The sequence below is a fragment of the Lentilactobacillus sp. Marseille-Q4993 genome (assembly GCF_951230165.1).
GTDB lineage: Bacteria > Bacillota > Bacilli > Lactobacillales > Lactobacillaceae > Lentilactobacillus.
Genome location: NZ_CATNVB010000003.1, coordinates 40797 through 61225 on the forward strand (window position 1 = coordinate 40797; position 20429 = coordinate 61225).

Genomic DNA, 20429 nt, shown 5'->3' on the forward strand with positions numbered 1-20429 from the left:
TCTCTAAAAAATCGCTTTTAACATCCCAGTTATTTCGGCAACAGCTTGTGCGGCTGGCTCTGTCGTAATGTTATTAAAGTCCAGACTTGCAATTTCAATTGAACTATTAACCTTACTAATAGGAACAGCCTTATTTTCAATCTTATGATACATATCAAAAGTAGCAATTCGATAATTGTTTTTCCCGACAGGTAAAATTTCTAGTCCATATTCTTTAAAGATATTTGGTAAGTCAGACGAAAAATCAAATTTTAAAATATTTCGATTATCCGGAATATTGTTTGAATGTTCAGGATATCTTTCACGATATGCCCTTCTAACAGTTTCATTTCGCATCATCTGATTTGTATTAATGTCAAAGTAACCATGATCCTCAATCTTTTGCGTAATTCCATATACTTCAAACAGAACGCTCCAAGCTCTACTCGGATTATTATCTCGTTTTTCATTTGGCTTTAAATCTTTATGTACTAACTTCATATAAATCCCCTTTAATTTCATATATTCATTTTTTAGCATAACAAGTCATTAAATGACTGTATATAAAAATGACGAAATTCTTAGAATTCCGTCATTAATAATCAGTAAGTTGTAATAATAACTTCGCCAACCTTGCCACGTTTTTTACCATTAGAGTTAATCGATCTTGAAGCCTGAACCTCATGAATATGAAAAGCATTATCACTATACAGTTCATGAACTAGCGGTACATCTGCATTGGAAAGCATAACCTTTGCACCCCTGCCTGCCAAGTTCAAAGCCGTATCGCGTAATTGCTCTTGCTGTAGAAGGCCAAAGCCATCAGAAGTATAACTTGTAAATGCAGCTGTTGGGCTAACAGGAACATACGGCGGATCGAAATAGACAAAATCATTCGTCTTTGCATCATTTACAGCAACCCGATAATCGCCGTTCAAAATTGTAATATCATTTTTTTGAAGATAATTACTTACAGGAATGATAGTCGGTGAAACGATTGTTGGATTTGCGTATGTGCCATAGGGAACATTGTTCTGCCCTTTCGAATTAACCCGCCAGAGGCCGTTGTATCCAGTCTTATTCATGTAAATAAATCTGGCTGCTCTTTCAGTAGAAGTCATTTTAACGATCCGACCATCACGATCGGCAGCCCTTAAATCAAGGTAATAATCCTTCGTATTGTTCTGCTTGTGCTCTTTCAAATCTTCAATTAACTCAGTTGGATTGTTTTTAACAGCATTCCAAGTGTTAGTAAGCTCAAAGTTCCAGTCATTAATGACAGCATGATGAGGCTGAATAGATAACAACAATGCCCCACCACCAATAAATGGTTCATAATATGTATCAAAATCTTCTGGAACGTACTTTTTCAACTCATGAAGAAGTTGACGTTTACCACCAACCCATTTAATAAACGGAGCTAGGCTATCTTTTTTAGCAAGATCAATAACATTGGTTCCAAGCACCTCAGAAACTGAATTAAGATACTCTGGCTTCCACTCAGTTAGGGGTTTGTTCTTCATTGAAGCAAGAGTTGTGTAGGTTATTCCAGCCCTATTGGCAAGGCTCTTTAACGTTAAATTATATTCTTTGGAAATTTCTTGGATTTGCATAGGCATCTCGTCTTTCGTATTCGTTGACTATATTATATCCATAAATACAGCTAATGACAATTTATTTTTGACTAAATATAAAATACGAAAGATAATCATTCATTCTTTTAAATTCTTGCAAACAAATTACTTCTCGATGACAAAAACTTTTTCCCATCCAACACCACATACATCCTGTTTTTACTGATCTTTTTGATCTTCATGGTGTGATGCCTTTTAAACCCATCAATAAATCTACGGGCCTTTACCGTATACGTTGCTTTACCATTTTTGCTCCACTTTAAGTTTTCAAATTGGTCAGGCATCCCCATCATCGTGGCAAACTCCATTTTCTTGTTTGTTACCAACAGACGGTTAGTATCACTACCAATTGTTCGTTTTATCGTTCTTGTTTTCCACTTACCCTTTAGCGCACTTGGCATTCCAGAGTGCCATTTAGCTGCGTGGGCATTTGTTTCTGTCGCAACACCAGTAGTAAGTATTGCCCCTGCTAGTAGTATCAATGATATCTTTTTCATTTCAAATAGATCCTCCAAGTTAAAATTTAGCCGGAACCGTATACATAAAAGCCGGCACAAAGCTAGTATAAACCGCCATTCCTTTACCTTGTTCTCTTGTTGAAAGCATCACTCTTTGATACTTACCTGCAATTTTCATTTTATAAGGTGCGTATGAGAAATCATAATCAAATTTGTACCATGGGTATTTTTTCCAATGATGATTACCAATCTTCATCTTAGCTTTTCCTTTATATTTTAAAGGCATGTAAAACGTCTTGCTTTGGTTTTCCTTTTCATAAATTCCGTGCTTGGTTACCTTATAGCTATTCATGTTATCGCCTGCTTTAAAATACCAATGACCTCTCAGTGATTTTGGAGTGGTCATCGCTGACGCAGAAACACCAGTTCCAGAAAGCATCAAAATTCCAGTAACAACTGATAATCCCATCTTCGATAATTTCATTTGTATTCCCCCATTTATTATTCTATATTGATAATATACTTATAATACACCTGTCAATATAAGACAAACTATTTTTGGGGGGAGATTAAAATATGAAATTAATTAAATCAGCCATATTAACAACTATGGCTATAGGGTTTATGGGTGTTTCCACAAGCCAGACTTCGTTTGCAAGTCAAAAATCAGTCAAATCCACTTCAAGTTTTAAACTAACAAGGATGCCAAAATCCAGTAGAGGAACTTGAATCTATCATTATAACAAACACGTTTACACCAAGATTTACATAACTAAGTACAAGTTTGCTTACAGAAAAGATAACAACACCGCAAAATTCCAACTTGCCGTTTCTAAATTTAATCATAAGAAGAATCAGTTTTATTTATATAGTCCACAAGCAGATCCAACCGTCGTAAAGTGGTCACATCACAGCTTGTACATGCTTAATAGATCATGGGGAAAAATGACTAGAATTTCAAAATAACTTATCAAACGGGGGAACACATTATGAATAAAAAGATTTTAACTATATCAGCAATGGCAGCAACTTTAACTTTTGGTGGAGTATCTGCAACTACAGTAAATGCTGCTACATGGCACAAAGGAACGCCAAAGTTTTTCCGGGGAAATTGGGTACAGTTCAATGAAAAAATGCCTAAATCAAACCAAAGAGATGTATATAGATTCAAATCTACCAAATATAAAATGAGTTGTTCCTTAAATAGCAATAGTTGGCCTTTGTCACACATCAAGTGGCGGAAAGCTGGTAATCATTACAACATAACTGGTAAATCATCGGGTAGAACGGTTAAGTTTCAAATCAAAAAACATGGCTCAAAGCTTCAATACAAAGATTCAGCTCAAACAATGATGCTAGCTAAATTGAAATAGGAATAGGGATTCATTAGGTTCATTGTTAAAAATGAACAAAATTTCAAAACTATTAATCAAGCGGGGAATTTATTGTGAATAAAAAGATTTTAACTGTATCAACAATGGCAACAACTTTAGTTTTTGGTGGAATATCTGCGACTACAGCAAATGCTGCTACATGGCACAAAGGCACTCCAAAGTTTTTGAGAGGAATTTGGGCTGAATTTTATAAAAAAATGCCTAGTATTCACCAAAAGGGTGTCTATCGATTAAAGGTCACAAAGAAAAACGTCTACTGTATTTTGGACAAAAATTCTAATCCCATTACAAACGTAAGTTGGAAAAAGAATGGTAAAAAATATGTAGTTAAAGGAAAAACGCTGGGTAGAAGTGGCTCAATAAAAGTTATAAAACACGGATCGAAAATTGAAGTCTCAGATCCTATTCAGTCTTTTATGATGGCAAAATATAAATAATAAATAATTCAAATCATAATGATTTGAATTTTTTGTTTTATTCCTATATTTAAAACAGTGTCTAACTTTACCCACACAATAAAAATGCTATTATTAGCATGTATCTACTGATTCATTTATCCAAAACCAAACTATCGGGGGGGATCAACCATGATCAAAAAAATTATCAAACTCGTAACCGTCTGCATCACCGCACTAAGTTTGCTACCCGCCGTAACCGCTTCAGCAAAAGCCAGCTACACACCCAAGGGCTGGAAAGCCACTAAAGTTACGAAGGCTGCTCGTGGCACCTGGATTCAAAAATTCAAGGGCGGATACTTCAAAATTAAACTCACTGCGGGTAAATACGCTTATATTAAGCAAAGCGGGGGCCACACTTTTCAAACTAAAGTTATGAAAACCAATCAAAAAAAATTCAGATATACTCTATATTCGGAATTTTCTGATTCAACAGAAATCAAATATGCCAATCGTCATATTTATTATCTGGGCTTTTCAAAAGCTAATGATTGGATCAAGATGCAAAGAGTTAGCAAATAGATTGACTTATATCCACCAAAAAAGGTTCGAATCGACTACGATTCGAACCTTTTCTCAATCCACTCTTAAGCTATTGTTAGCCTTAACTTTTTCAATATACCTCTCAAAAAGGTTATCTTCAGCTTCATCTTGTTCAAACATCAACTCTGGATGCCATTGTACTCCTATGGCTAACCCATCTGTGGATTCCACTGCTTCAATCACACCATCACCGGCGGTTGCTGTAACTACAAGTCCCGGAGCAATATCTTTAATTGCTTGGTGGTGGCTATTAACCAACACTTTGTTATCCACAAAGGACTTAACTACTTCAGACCCCTCCTCAACTAAAACAAAGTGTGCAGTTTCCGAAATGTTATTTTTTTGCGTATGTTGAAAAGTTTTCCCTGGATACTGAGCTGCTAAATCTTGATACAAACTACCACCCAATGCAACATTTAAAATTTGGATTCCTCGGCAAATTGCAAATATTGGAATATGCTTTTCAAACGCAGAATGAATCAGATTAATTTCACTTTCATCTAACAGTGGATCCACCCCACCATTTTCTGGGATTGGCTCCTCACCATAAAATCTTGGAGCAACATCCGCTCCCCCAGGTAAAAGCAGCCCGTCAATCAAGTCAATGTATTTATCCATAATTTTAGGATTCCTGGTTGGAATTAATAGAGGTAACCCACCGTGTTTTAGAATCGCTTTGACTTCACCCTCATTAACGTTGTTTCTAAGTGACCCATTAAATGTTCTAATTTCTGCTGGGATTCCAATAATCGGTTCCCTTTTTGTCATTCAAATCACAACCGTTCTATCATTTTATTATCAAGAGCTTTAATTACTAACTTTAGTAGTTCAACTGTATTTTGAAAGTCATCATACGCCACCATACCATAGTTGGTATGTTCATATCTTACAGGAATTCCTATACAAATCGTTGGGACCCCATAGTTAACAAACTCTGAGCCATCAATTCCACCACCAGTTCTGACCGCTCTGGTATATGGAATATTATTTTTCTCTGCTTCTTCAACAACCAATTTCTGAAGTTTGGGTGTCGCAATAAATGATGTATCCATATCACGGAGCATTGGCCCCCGATGCATCCCCGTTTGAATCAACCACTCAGGAGTAAAAGTATCGTCAGCTGGACAGCCTTCCAAACAAATTGCAACATCCGGATTTACTTTCCGGACTGTTACCTTTGCCCCACGGCAGCCAACTTCTTCTTGTGCCGCAATGGCCCCGATAACATTAGTTTCTAGGTTTTCATCCTTCAAATCCTCTAGTGCCGTTAGTAAAGCAGCTGTTCCAATTCGATTGTCAAAGGCCTTCCCCATCATTACGTCCTGAGCTTCTAAATATTCCCATTCCGTATCTGGGACAATGGGACACCTGTATCAATTTTAAGCAACTCTCTGGTTTCTTCCGCAGAAGTCGTCCCAACATCGATCACCAAATTTTCAATCTTTACCGGTTCTTTCTTTTCAGCGTCAGTCATAAAATGAGGGGGCTTTGTGGCAACTAAACCATGAACCCATTTTCCATCCTTATTCCTAATTCTCATCTTTTCTGCGGTCAAGTTTGCTGGAACCCAACCACCAAGAGGTACAAATTTGATAGTTCCATTCGGCTTGACGGCCTGGACAATTAAGCCCACTGCATCCAAATGAGAATCAATCATAATCGTCTTTTCTTTAGAAATATTATTTTGATTGTTTGGAATATAGCAGTTATGCATCGGATCTGCTTTAAAACCAGAACTAAATGGTGACGCCACTTTCTCTATGAGACTACAGACCTCATCCTCAAATCCACTTGGGCCATTAGCATTTGAAAGTGATTCAATCAATTTTAAACTTGCTTGCTTATTCAATTATATTATCTCCTTATTTTACTAAATATGCTTTGGTGTAATCATAATGACCATTAATCTCATCATATACAACCCCTTTGAGCTTAGGGTTAACTAAGTCGACAGAATTTGGCTTAAACAAAGGTGTCAAGCCTTGATCCTCTGACAATGCTTTTTCGGCGGCTACTAAATCTTCCCATCGCTTTTCCGCATTATTGGCATCACGATTGTTTGAATTTTCAATTGCCTTATCAAAATCAGAGTTTGCCCATTTGCCGGAATTCTCAGGACTTTTTGAGGTTAGATTTGATAAGAATGAGATTGGATCAGCAAAATCAGCTGACCATCCAATATATGTGATATCAAAGTTACCTTCGTTATCTCTAGCAATAAGAGTTGGAAGCGGAACTGATTGCAGATTGATTTTCAATCCTGGGAGATTTTGCTGAAGGTTGCTTTGAATAAACTCAACAATACTCTTAGTTTGATCATCATCAGAACTCATTAGATTTAGGTTAAGACTAGTCTTGCCCAACTCTTTAAGTCCTTTTTCATAGTACTTCTTCGCTAAACTTGGATTGTAATCAGTTGTATTCTTAACGTATGGCTCTTTTGCGAAATCCTCTTTAGTTGTCGGATTCTTAGCAAACCCTTCAGGTACATACGTTTTTGATGGCGTTGAACCATTCTGAAGGACCTTATTTGTCAATTGCTTGCGATTGATGGATAACGAGAATGCTAAGCGGATATTCTTATTCTTAAGGATTGACTTACGTTGGTTATACAGTAAGTACTTAGTAGCAGCTAGCTTTCTTTCTACTGCATCCTTATTGTTCTTTAATTGTGCCGCCTGTTCACCAGTTAAACTGACAATGTCCAATTTCTTTGCTTGATACAAACTATATGAAGTGCTTGGTGATTTAGCAACCTTAAAGCTGAGCTTATCTGCTTTAACTGCTTTTGAATTCCAATAATTTTTATTTTTAACTAATGTCCAACTATCGTTACTACCAGTCCAGCCTTTGCTAATAAAGGCCCCATTGTACACAGTATATTTTGATTGAGTTCCATACTTGCTACCAAACTTATCAACAGCTTTTTTGTCCAGTGGATACAACGTTTCCCTTGCCAACACCAATTTGAAGTACGTAGTTGGTTTATTTAAAGTAACTTTCAGTTGATATTTTCCACTCGCTTTAACCCCTAGCTTTGAAGGTGCTAATTTTCCACTTGCAATCTCATCAGCATTTTTAATGGGGCTAAATAAGTATGTGTATTGGCTCGCGGTCTTAGGGGTAACTGCCCGTTGCCAGGAATAAACAAAATCCTCCGCAGTAACTTTATCCCCGTTGCTCCACTTGCTATCATGCCTAATATCAATCGTATATGTCTTACCATCTTTGGAAACTGCAAGTTTAGTTGCCAAAGCAGGAACTACTTTTCCCTTTGAATCGTACTTATACAAGCCATCGGTAGTTTGATCAACTTGCTGAAATGAAACCGAATCCGTTATTTTAGCAATATCTAAGGTCGTTGGTTCACTTGAAACCGCCAAGTTAATGGTCTGATTACTTGCTAAACCATTTGAATCTGCCTTTTTACTACCACACGCCGCTATCACCAATCCCAATGCTACTATCGAAACAAATCCAGTAGTCCTCTTTATTGACTTCTTTAACATACAATCTCCTCTTTTCCATTTATCTTTTATCAACAATTCATATAAATAAAAAATGCCCCTTCATTAGCACAGATTCCATGCTAATAAAAGGACGACTTATCGTGTTACCACCTTATATTCGTCTAGAAATAAAACTCACACCTACAACTAGACCTCAACAGCTCGTGTTCAAGCAGTGGACATTAACGTATCCAAACGACTCGACAGCCAACTTGACCATCTCGTCTGCTCTGGGCTCATCTTCATCAAACTTTCGACCACCTTATCTCAGTAGCAAGGCTTTCTGCAGATCTACTTGTAAGAATACTCTTCCCTTCAATGCACATTAAATTTAAATGAATTATTGATTGGAAAGAATCTTAATATAATAAAAACAAAAAGTCAATGCATCTTAAAAAAATTAATAATGGTTACATTTCGATGTCACCTATATGCCCTAATATCAATTTGCTACGGTATTTAGAAAACAAAAAAACGGAAACCTCACTCCAGTTTCCGTTTCTTACAATTCAATGATAAATAGCCACACAAAGGCATTTGGAAAATCAAAAATTTATTTTCCCGCTCCCCCTTCATTATCCGCCTCACCACTACTCCACACCTTGGTAGCGTAGATTGAGTTGAATAACAAAGCAGCTTGGAGAGCAACTTGCGATAAGTTTGCACCAAGCGAACCAATGTCGGTTGCACCAGTCAGCGTCTGAACGGCCAACGTTCCCCAATAAATAACATTGGCAATGTTGACAACAATCCACAGTGGCCAGTTTTCCTGATACTTCAGCACATAAAGCACTTGAGCGATAAAACTAACCACAAAATTGATTGAATCAAAGTATGGTAATTGACCGTTTAGCATCGAAAGAACGTACCAGCCGATGCCCCACGCAACAAAGGCACCGAGAAACAACCACCGCTTCGTCTTTGGTTGGAAAGAATGAACTGCTTCGTCCTTTCCCCACATGAACCAGCCGATTGGCTGAGAAATTACGTAGACAATGTCCATCGCAAATGATCCGTATGCATGACTGATCCACGCTATGTAAGTCATCGCAACACATTGAACAAATCCGAAAATGAAAGAAATTTTGCGTCCTTTCATTCCGTATATTAAACATAGGACCCCGGTGACCCCAGAAATCATCCCGATAAACGTATCTGGAGCTAGTGCATAAACAACGATTTGAAGCAGAATAAGAGCTGTAACGTAAATAACCTCGAACTTTTTCCAATTGGTAAAAAGTTGGTTGTACCACCAATTATGATGTGCAGTTTCCATAAATGAATCTCCCACTTTCATTGATTTTTCAAAACTGTGGTTAAAGTATAGAACAAATGAAGGGCGTTGACTATAAGAAAATGGCAGAAAATAAAAAACGCCGAGGACCGGTGTGAAGCGGTTCTTGACGTGTTCATGTGATATATTCGAGATGCTCTATGATATATATAATTACTTAGCGCTTTTTTGATACTCTCTAAATTGATACAACAATAGTTCCATTATCACTATCATCGACACATGCGAGGTTATTTCAATAGTATGGTCATGAATTTCATCAGAAAACATGTAAAGGTTATAATCACTCAAATTCTGAATACTATTGTTATTAGCTCCCGTAACTGACACCAACGAGGCATATTGACATTGATTTTTTATTACTTGAATAATATGGATCAGTTCTTGGTCATCCCCGTTATAACTCATCACAAAAATCAAGTCATCCTTACCAATGTTTCTATACGCCAGTTTTCGTTGTTCAAAATTCTTGGGAAACACCACTAGGAATCCTTCCAAAGTATACAAATATTCAATATACTCTGCCGAGTATTTGCTGAATCCCTTTGCAAAGATAAAAATTTTCGGCTTTTTTATCATCATTTCACACAGCGAATTCAACTTATTATCATCAAGCACCCTCACGGTTTCCTCAATGTTCTTAAGGTACTCTTCCCGGTAATCAGTCTGCTTCATGTCAAAGGTTGCTTTTTCCTTTGGCTTATCCTGATTGTTCAGAACTGTATACTTGATAACGGTCGTGAACTCACTATAACCGGAAAAGCCAATTTTCCTGACAAACCGCAAAAAGGTGGTTGTAGAAACAAAGCACGCCGCTGCGACTTCTCGAATGTTTTGATTATGGATTTCGTTCATGTGCTTGATCACGTAATCCAGAATTTCATATTCGTTTTTTGTTAGTTTTTCAATATTCGGATTGATTATCTCGAAAAAGTTCATTTAAATCCCCTTATTTCGGAATGCTTGCAACAATGGAATGAATGTTTCCCCCACCAAGCAACAGTTCCCGACAGTAAATTGGCACAATTGTTCTCTCTGGAAACAATTCTTGGAACTTGTTTATTGCAACTTCGTCCTGCTCATCGTTGAATGTTGGCACAATTACCGCCCCATTCAGCAAGTAAAAATTGACATATGACGCTACTAATCGATCACCAGGGTATCTTGGCAACAGGCCATTGATGGGATCAACCCCCTCACTTTCATCTTCACTTGCGTACATTGGTGATGGAATTTGAATTTTGTGAATTTTAAGCTGATTTCCGTTGGCATCCGTTGCCTTGGTTAGGGTTTCAAAGGCTTCATGAGAGATCTCGTATTGCGGATCATTCTTATCATCCGTCCAAGTTAAGACTACCTCACCGGGTTTAACAAACCGCACCATGTTATCAATGTCACCGTTAGTTTCATCCATGTAATACCCACGCTCAAGCCAAATTATTTTCTTGACGTTGAGGTAGTTTTTCAAAATGTCGTCCACATCATCTCGATCAACGATTCCGTTTCTTCCTTCAGATAAAATCGATTCTTCAGTCAGAATTAAAGTTCCCTGCCCATCGGTTACATAGCCACATCCCTCAAGGACAAAGTCATTGTGATAGTAATCTATTCTGTTTAAATCACACACTTTTCTGGCCACTAAGTTATCCTGGTCCCAAGGAAAATACAAACCGTCAAACAGGCCACCCCAAGCATTGAATTCCCAGTCGATAGCCCTGATACTATCGCCGTTCTTCAAAAAAGCTGGTCCAACATCCCTAAAGAATGCATCGTTGTAACTCAGTTCCATTACTCTAACCCGACTACCTTTAAAACTGCTCAAAGCATTTAGATACTGAGCTTTATTAGCAAAGACCGTAATATCTTCGAACTGACTAATTTGCTTTGCAATCTCTGCAAAAACTCGTTGAGCTGGTTTGCCACCTTCACGCCAGTTATCCGGTCTCATCGGCCACAGCATGTAAGATTCTCTGTGTTGTTGCCACTCCGCAACTAGCTGGTAATTATCTTGTCGTGGTGTCATTTCCGTTATCTCCATTTTTTCACCCCGTTGTTACATAAATAATAACATTTTCTATTAAAAAAGAACCGAGTAAATAAGTCTCGGCTCTCATAAACGTAAGGTCAACTGCTTCCACGAAGCAACATCAACCTAATTTCTAACTGCATCACTTACTGAGTGAATTATGGTTCCTTCAGTTCCCTTGATAATCTGTTCAACATCTTCCAAATCACCAATAACAGCTTGGTTTCCAGTAGCGTTAACAAAATCTACGGCTGCTTGAACTTTTGGCAGCATGCTACCCTTTGCAAACTCGTCGTTAGCAATGTGCTGCTCAATTTCAGAAACGCCAACATCATGCAGTTCAACTTGATCTGGTTTACCAAAGTTATAGAAAACTCCACCAACCGATGTTAGGATTATCAGTTTATCAGCATCAATCAATTGGGCAATCTTTGAAGCACTGAAGTCCTTATCAATAACGGCTTCTTTTCCAATCAATTTACCATTTCTACGAACAACTGGAATGCCACCACCACCTGAGACAATTGGAATAATGCCCGCATCCACAATCGTTTTGATTGCGTTATATTCATTTATTTCCACCGGTTTTGGTGAAGGGACTACCCGTCGATATCCACGGCCAGCATCCTCCATCATTTCCCAATCGGGGTGGGTGGCCTTGATATCACGAATCTTGCTTTCAGGATAGAACGGACCGATTGGTTTAGTTGGATTTTCAAACGCAGGATCATCTTCCTTAACAACCGTTTGGGTGACAATCGCCATAACGTCTTTTTCAATCCCACGTTTTGCTAATTCTTCCTTCATCGCATTCTGGAACCAGTAGCCAATGCTTCCCTGGGTCATCGCCCCACAGGTATCAAGTGGCATTGCTGGGTTATCCTCACTATCAGCAGTCATCTGCTGTAACAGCAAATTACCAACTTGGGGACCATTACCATGAGTAATAATCAATTGATCCCCGTTTTCAACGAAGTGAACTAATTGAGCAACCGTTTCACCAACTGCCTTACGTTGAGCAGCAGCGGATGCATCCTTTGATAAAATGGCGTTTCCACCAAGTGCAACAACAATTTTTGCCATCTCAGTTCACCTCTTATCGTCCAAGCGGAACTTGTTGCGTAATGCAGTGAATGTTACCACCACCGAGAAGAATTTCTCGGGCATATACACCAACAATTTCACGGTCTGGATATAATCTTTGCAAAGTCTCCTTTGCTTTTTGATCCATTGGGTCATCAAACATTGGGAAGATAATCGCCCCATTTGCCGTATAGTAGTTTACATAACTCGCAGCTAGCCGGTCTCCTTCTTGGCGTGGTAGGGTGCCATCAACGGCATCAACCCCTTCACTTTCCTCCTTGGTGATCGTAACTGGTTTTGGTAGATAAATTTTTTCAACTTGAATCTTACGACCCTTGGCATCAGTTGCGTTTGTCAAAATGTCATAATTTTCCTTTGAAATTGCGTATTGTGGATCATTTTCATCATCAGTCCAAGCAAGAGCAACTACCCCTGGACGGACAAAGTTAGCAATGTTATCAACGTGGCCATTGGTCTCATCGTTATAGATACCATTTTTAAGCCAAATTACCTTATCTAGATTCAAGTATTCCTTCAGAATACTTTCAATTTGATCTTTTGACAGCTGGGAATTCCGACCATCAGATAGTAAACACTCTTCAGTGGTAATTAGGGTTCCCTCACCATCAACGTGAATCGAGCCACCTTCAAGGATAAAATCGTCTAAGCGATATCTATCAGCGCCTTCGAGCTCACTAATTTTTTGAGCTACCCGATCATCCTTATCCCATGGGAAGTACAGGCCATCAACTAGGCCACCCCATGCGTTAAAAGTCCAATCAACGCCTCGGATGGTGCCATCGTCATTGGTTACAAACGATGGACCGCAGTCTCTAACCCATGAATCATCGTTTGAAATTTCAACCACTTCAACTTGATCAGGTAGCATGTGACGAGCGTTTTCATACTGCTCATCGGATACTCCGACTGTAACGTGCTCGTATTTGGAGATTGCTTCCGCAACGTTTACAAATGTGTGCTGAGCTGGTTTACCACCATTCCGCCAGTTATCCGGCCGTTCTGGCCACAAGATATATACCCCTCTGTGAGGCTCAAATTCGCCTGGCATTCTAAAGCCATCTTTTTTTGGAGATAATTGTAACGTCTTCATTATTAATTCACTCCTTTACTTTCTACAATATTTGATTTAATTTTTGGTTTTGGGTCACTTTTTTTATCCTTTTTCTCCGCGTGAGCAATGCAAATCTCACCGACAATCACAGTTATTATTGAGCCAATCAGGATTGGCCCCTTGCCGTTGATTTCAGAAGCAGAACCGTTTAACGGAATCGCTGTGAAAATAAGCGTAATTATCAATAACGTTACTGGAATCCACGTCATTAAGTTAATCATAAGCTTATTGCCTGGAACTTTGAATGGCCGTTCTGTATTTGGATCATCTTTTCGTAATTTCCAAAAGGCTGGGAACATTAGGATATACGAGCCTAACAGCGCCACAACATTCAGCGAGAAGAATGCCCAGAATAAATCTGGATTAGGGATTAGGGGAGCAGCAACAACGAGAACTGCTGCGATAACTCCGTTTAACACGGTCGCACCTACTGGCATATCGTTCTTTTGACTTAGTTTGCCAAAAATAGCTGGTAAATCATTGTTCTTAGCTGCGTATGATGCCACGTAGTTAACCCCAGCTGACCAAGAAATTAGGTTAGCAGCCAAAGTATACATGAACAAAATGGCAATCAAGAAAATAAACCAATTATGGTGACCAACCAAGAGAAGCATTGAATCCATCAAGCCGCCAGAAGCTGACAACTTACTTGCTGGAATGGCAACTCCCATCCCAAATGCTGCAAATACATAGAAGAAGGCAATTAGGATTCCACCGAAGACGATGGCTTGAGGAATTTGTTTCTTTGGATTCTGCATGTCGCTTGCCATTGTCGTAACAACCTCGAAGCCAAGGAAGTTAAACAGAATTACTGAGATGTAACTTAAGCTCTTAAGGTCAAACTTCGGCAACATTGTCTCAACCGTAAACTTGCTTGCAACTCCCTTAGTGACAGCTACATAGATTCCTAGGATTCCTAAACTTAAAATGATAACGATTTTGGCAATCGCCGCTAAGTTCAAGATCCATTTACTATCCGCAATCGGATAACAACAAATTAAAGTGATAACTCCAATGAACACTAGCTGTACTAAAACATTAGTCCAGGTCCCCATCTTAATTTGAAGCGTCTGCTCAATCACTCCTGTGAACAGTACCGCCAAACTTGCCATCCAAATTGGAAAGTTGATCCAGTAGAGCCAGGCAGCCCGACCGCCCCACCTTTTACCAAACGCTTTGCGGACCCAGTCGTAAATTCCCCCATCATCGTCATAGGTGGTTCCAAGCTCCGCCGAGATAAGTCCATAAGGTAGGAAGAAGAGAATCAGTAAGGCAGCCCACCAGAAGAACTGCGATGGTCCAATTGCTGCTGCAGGGGCGACCGATTCAACAACCAGCACGACTACGACAGCCATTAACACTGCATCAAACAGTCTAAATTTTTTCTTTTCCATTATTCATTCACCCCTAGTTGAAGAATCGTCGCCTCACATTAGAATGTGGAGTTATCAACTCTTTCTAATAGCATTTGTTTCAATGTTGGATCATTTAAACCATCGAGTTGAGCTTCAGTGTATCCCATTGTTGGTGTCATCAAGTAAACCAACAGTGCTCTCATTGCAGTCAAACGATTTTCAGCTTCATCCCAAGCAATTGATGCGGGTGAATCAATAACGCTATCAGTAACTTCTTCACCACGGTTTGCAGGCAAGCAGTGCATAAACATTGCGTGTGGAGCAGCTTTAGCCATTAATTCATCATTAACTTGATACTTAGGGAAGAAAATCTTCATTCTTTCATCGTATGAAAGTGGGGCTTCGTATAATCCATACCAAACGTCTGTGTAGACAAAGTCAGCATCCTTCATTGCTTCATCAGCATCTTCCGTAATTGTGATTTTAGATCCTGATTTTTCAGCATTTTTCTTAGCAATTTCAAGTTGCTTTTCAGGGATTTGGAAACCTTCAGGCCCAAATTGAGTAAAGTCCATTCCCATCTTAGTAGCCATGAACATCATTGAAACACAAACTTGAGTTGCATCCCCAACAAAGACCACTTTACAATCGCTAAGCCGTTTGCCTGAAGGAAGGTGTTCGGCCATTGTGATGATGTCACCCATTTCTTGAGTTGGGTGGTTGTAATCACTCATCCCATTAAGAACCGGAACGGTGGCACTTTGGGCTAACTTTTCAACGGTTTCATGTTTAGCAACCCGAGCCATCAAGATATCAACTAATCTTGAAAGAACGATTGCAGTATCACCAAGTGATTCACTTTCTGAACTTCCCAAATGAATTTGACCTGGGGCCAAGTACTGAGCATGACCACCTAATTGAGTCATTGCAGTTTCAAACGAAACTCTAGTTCTGGTTGAAGATTCTTCAAAAATCATTCCTAATGTTTTGTGGGAAAGTAAATCTGGATAGTTGCCATCTTTGATATCCTTTTTGATTTGGATACCTAATTTGATCATGTATTGGATTTCTTCTTTTGTGTATTCGTTAGTATCGATAAAGTCGCGTTTCATAATTAGCATCTCCTAGAATTTAATAGTTTTTTGTATTTCAGAAATTCTCGAGTATTTCTTTATGGCTTAAATATAAATTATGTAAGCGCTAAAATCTAGTGATATCAACGGTTTTGACGCTTTTTGAGGTTTCTTGGATTTTGTTCCAAAACGCGGAACATGTTCCACCTGCCTATTAGGTTGAGCGTTTAACTACATTGAGACAAAAAAACCACCGCTATTTACTAGCAGTGATTTTAACCAATTATTTGATTTGTTACTTAAGAAGAAATACTAAAATTCCCGTTTCCCATTTAGATAAACTGCCTTATCTTCTTGCTGAACTGCCTTAACATCTGCAAGTGGATCTTCACGCAGCACTTGGAAATCAGCAAATTTGCCAATCTCTAAAGTCCCCCGCTCCTCTTGAATCCCACAAAGGGTTGCAGAATTAATTGATGAGCATCGGTAAGCCTCAGCAGGCGACATTCCAACTCTAGTCAGTAGTTCACACTCACGTGGTGTTTTATCAAATCCATTAAATGGAGTACCTGCATCGGTTCCACAAGTAAACTTAACTCCCATTTTGAATGCTTTTTTCAAGTTGTTGTAAGTATCATCAATAGCATTTTGTGCTTTAGCAACTTCCCAATCTGGGAGGATTCCTGTTCCTTCCTCTGGGATTGCTAACTCTGCATTAAGCGTTGGAGTCAAAAAAATCCCTTTATCAATCATTTGCTGTGCTTCATCTTCAGTTACATAAAAGCCGTGTTCGATTGAGTCAACTCCTGCATCAATAGCATTTTGAATGCCTGGATTTCCTTCAGCATGTGCGGCAACTTTAAGTCCTTTATGATGTGCCTCTAAAATTCCAGCTCTCATCTCTTCAACAGATAGTTGTGGATCTTCCATATAATCATTGGGTGTCATAACACCACCAGTGGCCATCATTTTAATAATTTTGGCACCATTTTTTAAATTTTGTCGCACTGACTTTCTCATTTCATCGGGAGAATCAACCAAGTATGCTGAATGAGGACCATCACCATGGCCACCAGTCATTGAAAATGCTCTCCCTGACGGAAGAAGATTAGGGACGTGTGTAAGTGAACCGTTATCCATCATCCGTTTCAACTTGATATCAATATCATATCTAGTTCCACATTCTCTAACAAACGTAACTCCGGACTTCAATAGCTGCCTTAGGCTTTGTAATGCAAAGATGGCAGATTCGGTCTCAGATTCGTCTCCACCACCATTAAACATATCAGGGTGACTAGTGATATGACAATGAACGTTGATAAAGCCCGGCATTACAAACTGTTGTTCTAAATCAATTGATTGATCTGATTGTGGGGCGTCACCCTTACCTTTATCTATGATTTTACCTGTTTCGTCATCAATAGTCATCCACGAATCAGTATCTTCAGTGTCACCAGTACCATCAAATAAAGTAAAGTTATAAAAAGTTGTTTTTGTCATTTTTTACTCTCTCCTATTTCTTCCAGTATGCATATTGATATTGAGCATCATTTAATAACGAATAAGTTAATCCACCAACTTCTTTACTAACCAGCTTTGGCTCAGCGGGTTGATAAAGTGGAACCTTTCCTTGAACACTCATTAAGTATTTATTAGCCTTGATTAACCCGTCATATCTGGCTTGTCCAGTCTTGCTGTTAGCGTCAGTGAGAATTTTTTCAAACTTATTATCTTTCCAGTGGGTGAAGTTAACACTATTCTTAACTGATCCTAAGCTAATAAAGTCGCTAGCATCAAGCCAATCAGTAGACCATCCCGTCAGATTCATCTCAAATTTACCATCAAAGTCTCGCTGAACATGTTGTGCATGCGGCAAGGAAGTAATTGTAATATTTAAACCCTTTAAATTTTTCTCAGCAACGGATTGTATATATTGCCCAACATGCATATCATCATCAAGATTATCAGTTAGTAGATTGATAGTTACATGCTTTTTGCCAATCTCCTGCAAATACTTATTCCAATATTTCTTTGATTCCGCAATATTTTGTTTGAGAAGGTCACCAGTTTCATTTGCCATATCCTTTCCATTAGAAGGATTTTTTTGATCACCTTCAATAACCATATTTTTAGACGGAGCTGAACCATCTTGGAGAATTCGATCAGTGATTTGCTTTCTATCAAGAACATAGGAAATTGCCTTTCTCAAATTCTCAGAATTTGTTTTAGAAATTTTACTACTAAAATCAAGATAGTTAAGCCTTCCTGTTAGATGGGTCTTAAGTTCAGGATTGTTTTTATTAGCTTTAACATATTGACCAGAAACAGTCGTTTCTTGAATCTTTCCGCTATTAAATAAATTAATAGCGGTATTTTGTTCCTTTGTTACCGTCACGTTTACCTTATTGATTTTAACGTTGTGTCTATTCCAATAGTATGGATTCTTAACATAAGACCACTTTGAATTACTACCTGTCCAGCCTTCAAGTTTGTATGGGCCGTTATAAACAGCTTCTTTGGCCGAGGTTCCATACTTTGGGCCAAACTTCTTAAGGGCATCACGATTCAACGGCATATACTTATCAGCTAACAAATCATTTATATATGGTACTCGTTTGGTTAATTGAATCTGAAGTTTATAATCTCCCAGCGCTTTAACCCCAAGCTTATCAGCTGACATTTTACCCTTTTGAATTGCTTCAAAATTCTTAAAAGCATCAAACAAACTAGCATATTGAGCTTTAGTCTTCGGATCTACCATTCTTGTGAACGAAGCTACGAAGTCCTTTGACGTAACTGGTTGTCCATTACTCCATTTTGCATCTTTTCGTAGGTCAAAAGTATACGTCTTACCGTCATTTGTCACTTTGGCCATACTCTTTGCCACTCCCGGAACAATATTTCCGTTTTTGTCGTACTTGTATAATCCTTCCATGATTTGTGAAATCAAACTAGCGCTATTGGTATCAGTCGACTTGTTAGGATCAACCGTCAAGGGTTCATCCGCAAGAGTTACCGCCAAAGGTTTATTTTTAAAAGAAGCTGCTTTCTTATTTCCACAAGCTGCTGTTGTGATTCCCATAATACAGATAAACATAATAGTTAAAATCTTTTTACGCATATAAACGCCTCCTAGTTTGGTTAAAAAACAATTAAAAAAAGCACCCTCTAGAGATATAATCTCTAAAGGGTGCTAGTGCACGGTACCACCTTTTTTTCGCATAAAAGCCTTAGACAAACGGTAATGATTCCTAGTTATTTAGAATATTACTGCTAGGATCAGCAATGTCCAAATATCATCACGATTTGCAGCAATTATAACGGATGCAGGCCCGGTTTGTACCTACTGTAATTTTCAGCACACAGCTCAGAAGCTACTTTTTCGATTCTAAGATTACCCGTTCTCAATATCCAGGGCTCCCTGTAAACCTGTAAAACGATACTCTCTTCTTCAACGCTTTTTCTAATCATTTCTTAATGATTAATACTTTAAATCTCATAAAGTTCAAAGTCAATACTTTTTCGGAACATTTTCTGAATTACTGACTCAAATTCTCGTTAGAATGTAAAATCATGTTATTTTTGATAAACCTGGTTAGCAAAAATTTTTGCTTTATGTACTAATTTTTCTTTATCACTTTTATCTTGTACAATATGCATTTTCCTATGACAATTAGGACACAGTGCAATCACATTATCTGCGGAATCACTCCCGCCCATCGAAAGCCAATTAATATGGTGAACTTCTAGAAATGGTTCATCGTTACGATCATTGAAGGGTGCGTTATTACCACATAACTGGCAAACGCCATTTGCAAAAATTTTTGCTTCTTTTACTAACGCTTGATTTCTATCAAACCTTTTTTCAGTAACGTTATATACGGATGGATTTTTACTATTCTTACTTTCTTCATATATTTGAATTACTCTTTTATTTATCCTAGAGCTGTTTTTTCTAACCCTAGTTTGAAGCTTACTTTCATTTTCATCGATAATACGACTATTAAGTAATCGTACTTTCTCGACGTTATTCTTTGAAGTAATAGGAAAAATAATTACTTTTCTATCATCCCTCTCTTCAGAACTCGGAGAGTCAGCTAGAAATACTTCTCCAAAGTATACATAGCGATCCGGCTCAAGCTTCATAAAAAGTAAGATTTTATAATCTTCGTCTTTAGCATCTCGAAGCCACTTATTACCCCTTTCAAAATTTTGATCACCTTTTTCGGGAATGCCAGTTCCTGTGTACATAAGGGTATCTCCAACCCATCTATCTTGTACCTTATTATCTTCTCTATCAGAAACTAATATTATAACTTTATTTTTGGTTGATTTTCGAATCCCCCCATTAAAACCCAAATCATATTTTTTTATCAATTCACGTCTAGTTAACACGCTACCAATTTCTAATTTATTTTTAAATTCATTTATCTCATCGAGCAAATTTATTATCTCTTTTCCAATTTTCTTCAAACACTATTTTTAATTAATCTT

21 protein-coding genes are annotated in these 20429 nt (G+C 38.2%); 3 read left to right on the forward strand and 18 right to left on the reverse strand.

The annotated features are described in order from the left end of the window. Positions 1-3: 3 nt before the first annotated feature. The 4 genes from QOW94_RS01835 to QOW94_RS01850 all read right to left on the reverse strand — a co-directional run bounded on the left by QOW94_RS01835 (position 4) and on the right by QOW94_RS01850 (position 2555). Positions 4-480 (reverse strand): type II restriction enzyme, encoded by a 477-nt coding sequence (locus QOW94_RS01835; RefSeq protein ID WP_283678371.1) that lies wholly within the window; start codon positions 478-480, stop codon positions 4-6. A 101-nt stretch (positions 481-581) separates the two neighbouring features. After that, positions 582-1592, reverse strand: coding sequence for a Dam family site-specific DNA-(adenine-N6)-methyltransferase (locus QOW94_RS01840; RefSeq protein WP_283678373.1), 1011 nt, complete (start codon positions 1590-1592; stop codon positions 582-584). A 107-nt stretch (positions 1593-1699) separates the two neighbouring features. Continuing rightward, complete coding sequence (locus QOW94_RS01845) at positions 1700-2110, reverse strand: hypothetical protein (RefSeq protein WP_283678375.1); 411 nt, start codon at positions 2108-2110, stop codon at positions 1700-1702. Between the two features lie 19 nt (positions 2111-2129). Further along, on the reverse strand, positions 2130-2555 hold the full coding sequence (locus QOW94_RS01850; RefSeq protein ID WP_283678376.1) for a hypothetical protein: 426 nt from the start codon (positions 2553-2555) through the stop codon (positions 2130-2132). Between the two features lie 505 nt (positions 2556-3060). On the opposite strand from QOW94_RS01850, the gene QOW94_RS01855 reads away from it, so the two are divergent. The 3 genes from QOW94_RS01855 to QOW94_RS01865 all read left to right on the forward strand — a co-directional run bounded on the left by QOW94_RS01855 (position 3061) and on the right by QOW94_RS01865 (position 4442). After that, positions 3061-3444: a hypothetical protein gene (locus QOW94_RS01855; RefSeq protein ID WP_283678378.1), complete on the forward strand. Its 384-nt coding sequence runs from the start codon at positions 3061-3063 to the stop codon at positions 3442-3444. Between the two features lie 74 nt (positions 3445-3518). Next, positions 3519-3902 (forward strand): hypothetical protein, encoded by a 384-nt coding sequence (locus QOW94_RS01860; RefSeq protein WP_283678380.1) that lies wholly within the window; start codon positions 3519-3521, stop codon positions 3900-3902. Between the two features lie 150 nt (positions 3903-4052). After that, positions 4053-4442 carry a hypothetical protein gene (locus tag QOW94_RS01865; protein ID WP_283678383.1) on the forward strand — a complete coding sequence of 130 codons (390 nt, stop codon included), beginning with the start codon at positions 4053-4055 and terminating at the stop codon, positions 4440-4442. Positions 4443-4496: 54 nt separating this feature from the next. Here QOW94_RS01865 and QOW94_RS01870 read toward each other — a convergent pair whose 3' ends face one another. The 14 genes from QOW94_RS01870 to QOW94_RS01935 all read right to left on the reverse strand — a co-directional run bounded on the left by QOW94_RS01870 (position 4497) and on the right by QOW94_RS01935 (position 20408). Then, positions 4497-5231, reverse strand: coding sequence for a gamma-glutamyl-gamma-aminobutyrate hydrolase family protein (locus tag QOW94_RS01870; protein WP_283678385.1), 735 nt, complete (start codon positions 5229-5231; stop codon positions 4497-4499). A gap of 5 nt (positions 5232-5236) precedes the next feature. Continuing rightward, the gene (locus QOW94_RS01875; RefSeq protein ID WP_283678386.1) at positions 5237-5776 is read right to left on the reverse strand and encodes a M20/M25/M40 family metallo-hydrolase; all 540 of its coding nucleotides are present in this window, start codon (positions 5774-5776) and stop codon (positions 5237-5239) included. A 17-nt stretch (positions 5777-5793) separates the two neighbouring features. After that, positions 5794-6312, reverse strand: a complete 519-nt coding sequence (locus QOW94_RS01880; RefSeq protein WP_283678387.1) for a hypothetical protein — start codon at positions 6310-6312, stop codon at positions 5794-5796. A 13-nt stretch (positions 6313-6325) separates the two neighbouring features. Next, positions 6326-7972 carry a peptide ABC transporter substrate-binding protein gene (locus QOW94_RS01885; RefSeq protein WP_283678389.1) on the reverse strand — a complete coding sequence of 549 codons (1647 nt, stop codon included), beginning with the start codon at positions 7970-7972 and terminating at the stop codon, positions 6326-6328. 553 nt (positions 7973-8525) lie between these two features. Next, entirely contained in the window at positions 8526-9248 is a 723-nt protein-coding gene (gene pnuC / locus QOW94_RS01890) for a nicotinamide riboside transporter PnuC (RefSeq protein WP_283678391.1), read from the reverse strand. A 171-nt stretch (positions 9249-9419) separates the two neighbouring features. After that, the gene (locus tag QOW94_RS01895; RefSeq protein ID WP_283678392.1) at positions 9420-10205 is read right to left on the reverse strand and encodes a MurR/RpiR family transcriptional regulator; all 786 of its coding nucleotides are present in this window, start codon (positions 10203-10205) and stop codon (positions 9420-9422) included. Positions 10206-10215: 10 nt separating this feature from the next. After that, a complete protein-coding gene (aguA, locus tag QOW94_RS01900; RefSeq protein ID WP_283678393.1) occupies positions 10216-11304 on the reverse strand; it encodes an agmatine deiminase in 1089 nt (362 codons plus the stop codon). A 114-nt stretch (positions 11305-11418) separates the two neighbouring features. After that, the gene (gene arcC / locus QOW94_RS01905; RefSeq protein ID WP_283678394.1) at positions 11419-12375 is read right to left on the reverse strand and encodes a carbamate kinase; all 957 of its coding nucleotides are present in this window, start codon (positions 12373-12375) and stop codon (positions 11419-11421) included. Positions 12376-12388: 13 nt separating this feature from the next. Then, positions 12389-13486: an agmatine deiminase gene (aguA, locus tag QOW94_RS01910; RefSeq protein ID WP_283678397.1), complete on the reverse strand. Its 1098-nt coding sequence runs from the start codon at positions 13484-13486 to the stop codon at positions 12389-12391. 2 nt (positions 13487-13488) lie between these two features. Then, complete coding sequence (locus tag QOW94_RS01915) at positions 13489-14904, reverse strand: APC family permease (RefSeq protein ID WP_283678548.1); 1416 nt, start codon at positions 14902-14904, stop codon at positions 13489-13491. 35 nt (positions 14905-14939) lie between these two features. Next, positions 14940-15974, reverse strand: a complete 1035-nt coding sequence (gene ptcA / locus QOW94_RS01920) for a putrescine carbamoyltransferase (protein ID WP_283678399.1) — start codon at positions 15972-15974, stop codon at positions 14940-14942. A gap of 273 nt (positions 15975-16247) precedes the next feature. Further along, on the reverse strand, positions 16248-17435 hold the full coding sequence (locus tag QOW94_RS01925; RefSeq protein WP_283678400.1) for a metal-dependent hydrolase family protein: 1188 nt from the start codon (positions 17433-17435) through the stop codon (positions 16248-16250). Between the two features lie 13 nt (positions 17436-17448). Continuing rightward, complete coding sequence (locus QOW94_RS01930) at positions 17449-19056, reverse strand: peptide ABC transporter substrate-binding protein (protein ID WP_283678401.1); 1608 nt, start codon at positions 19054-19056, stop codon at positions 17449-17451. A 455-nt stretch (positions 19057-19511) separates the two neighbouring features. Next, positions 19512-20408: an HNH endonuclease gene (locus QOW94_RS01935; RefSeq protein WP_283678402.1), complete on the reverse strand. Its 897-nt coding sequence runs from the start codon at positions 20406-20408 to the stop codon at positions 19512-19514. Positions 20409-20429 lie beyond the last annotated feature (21 nt).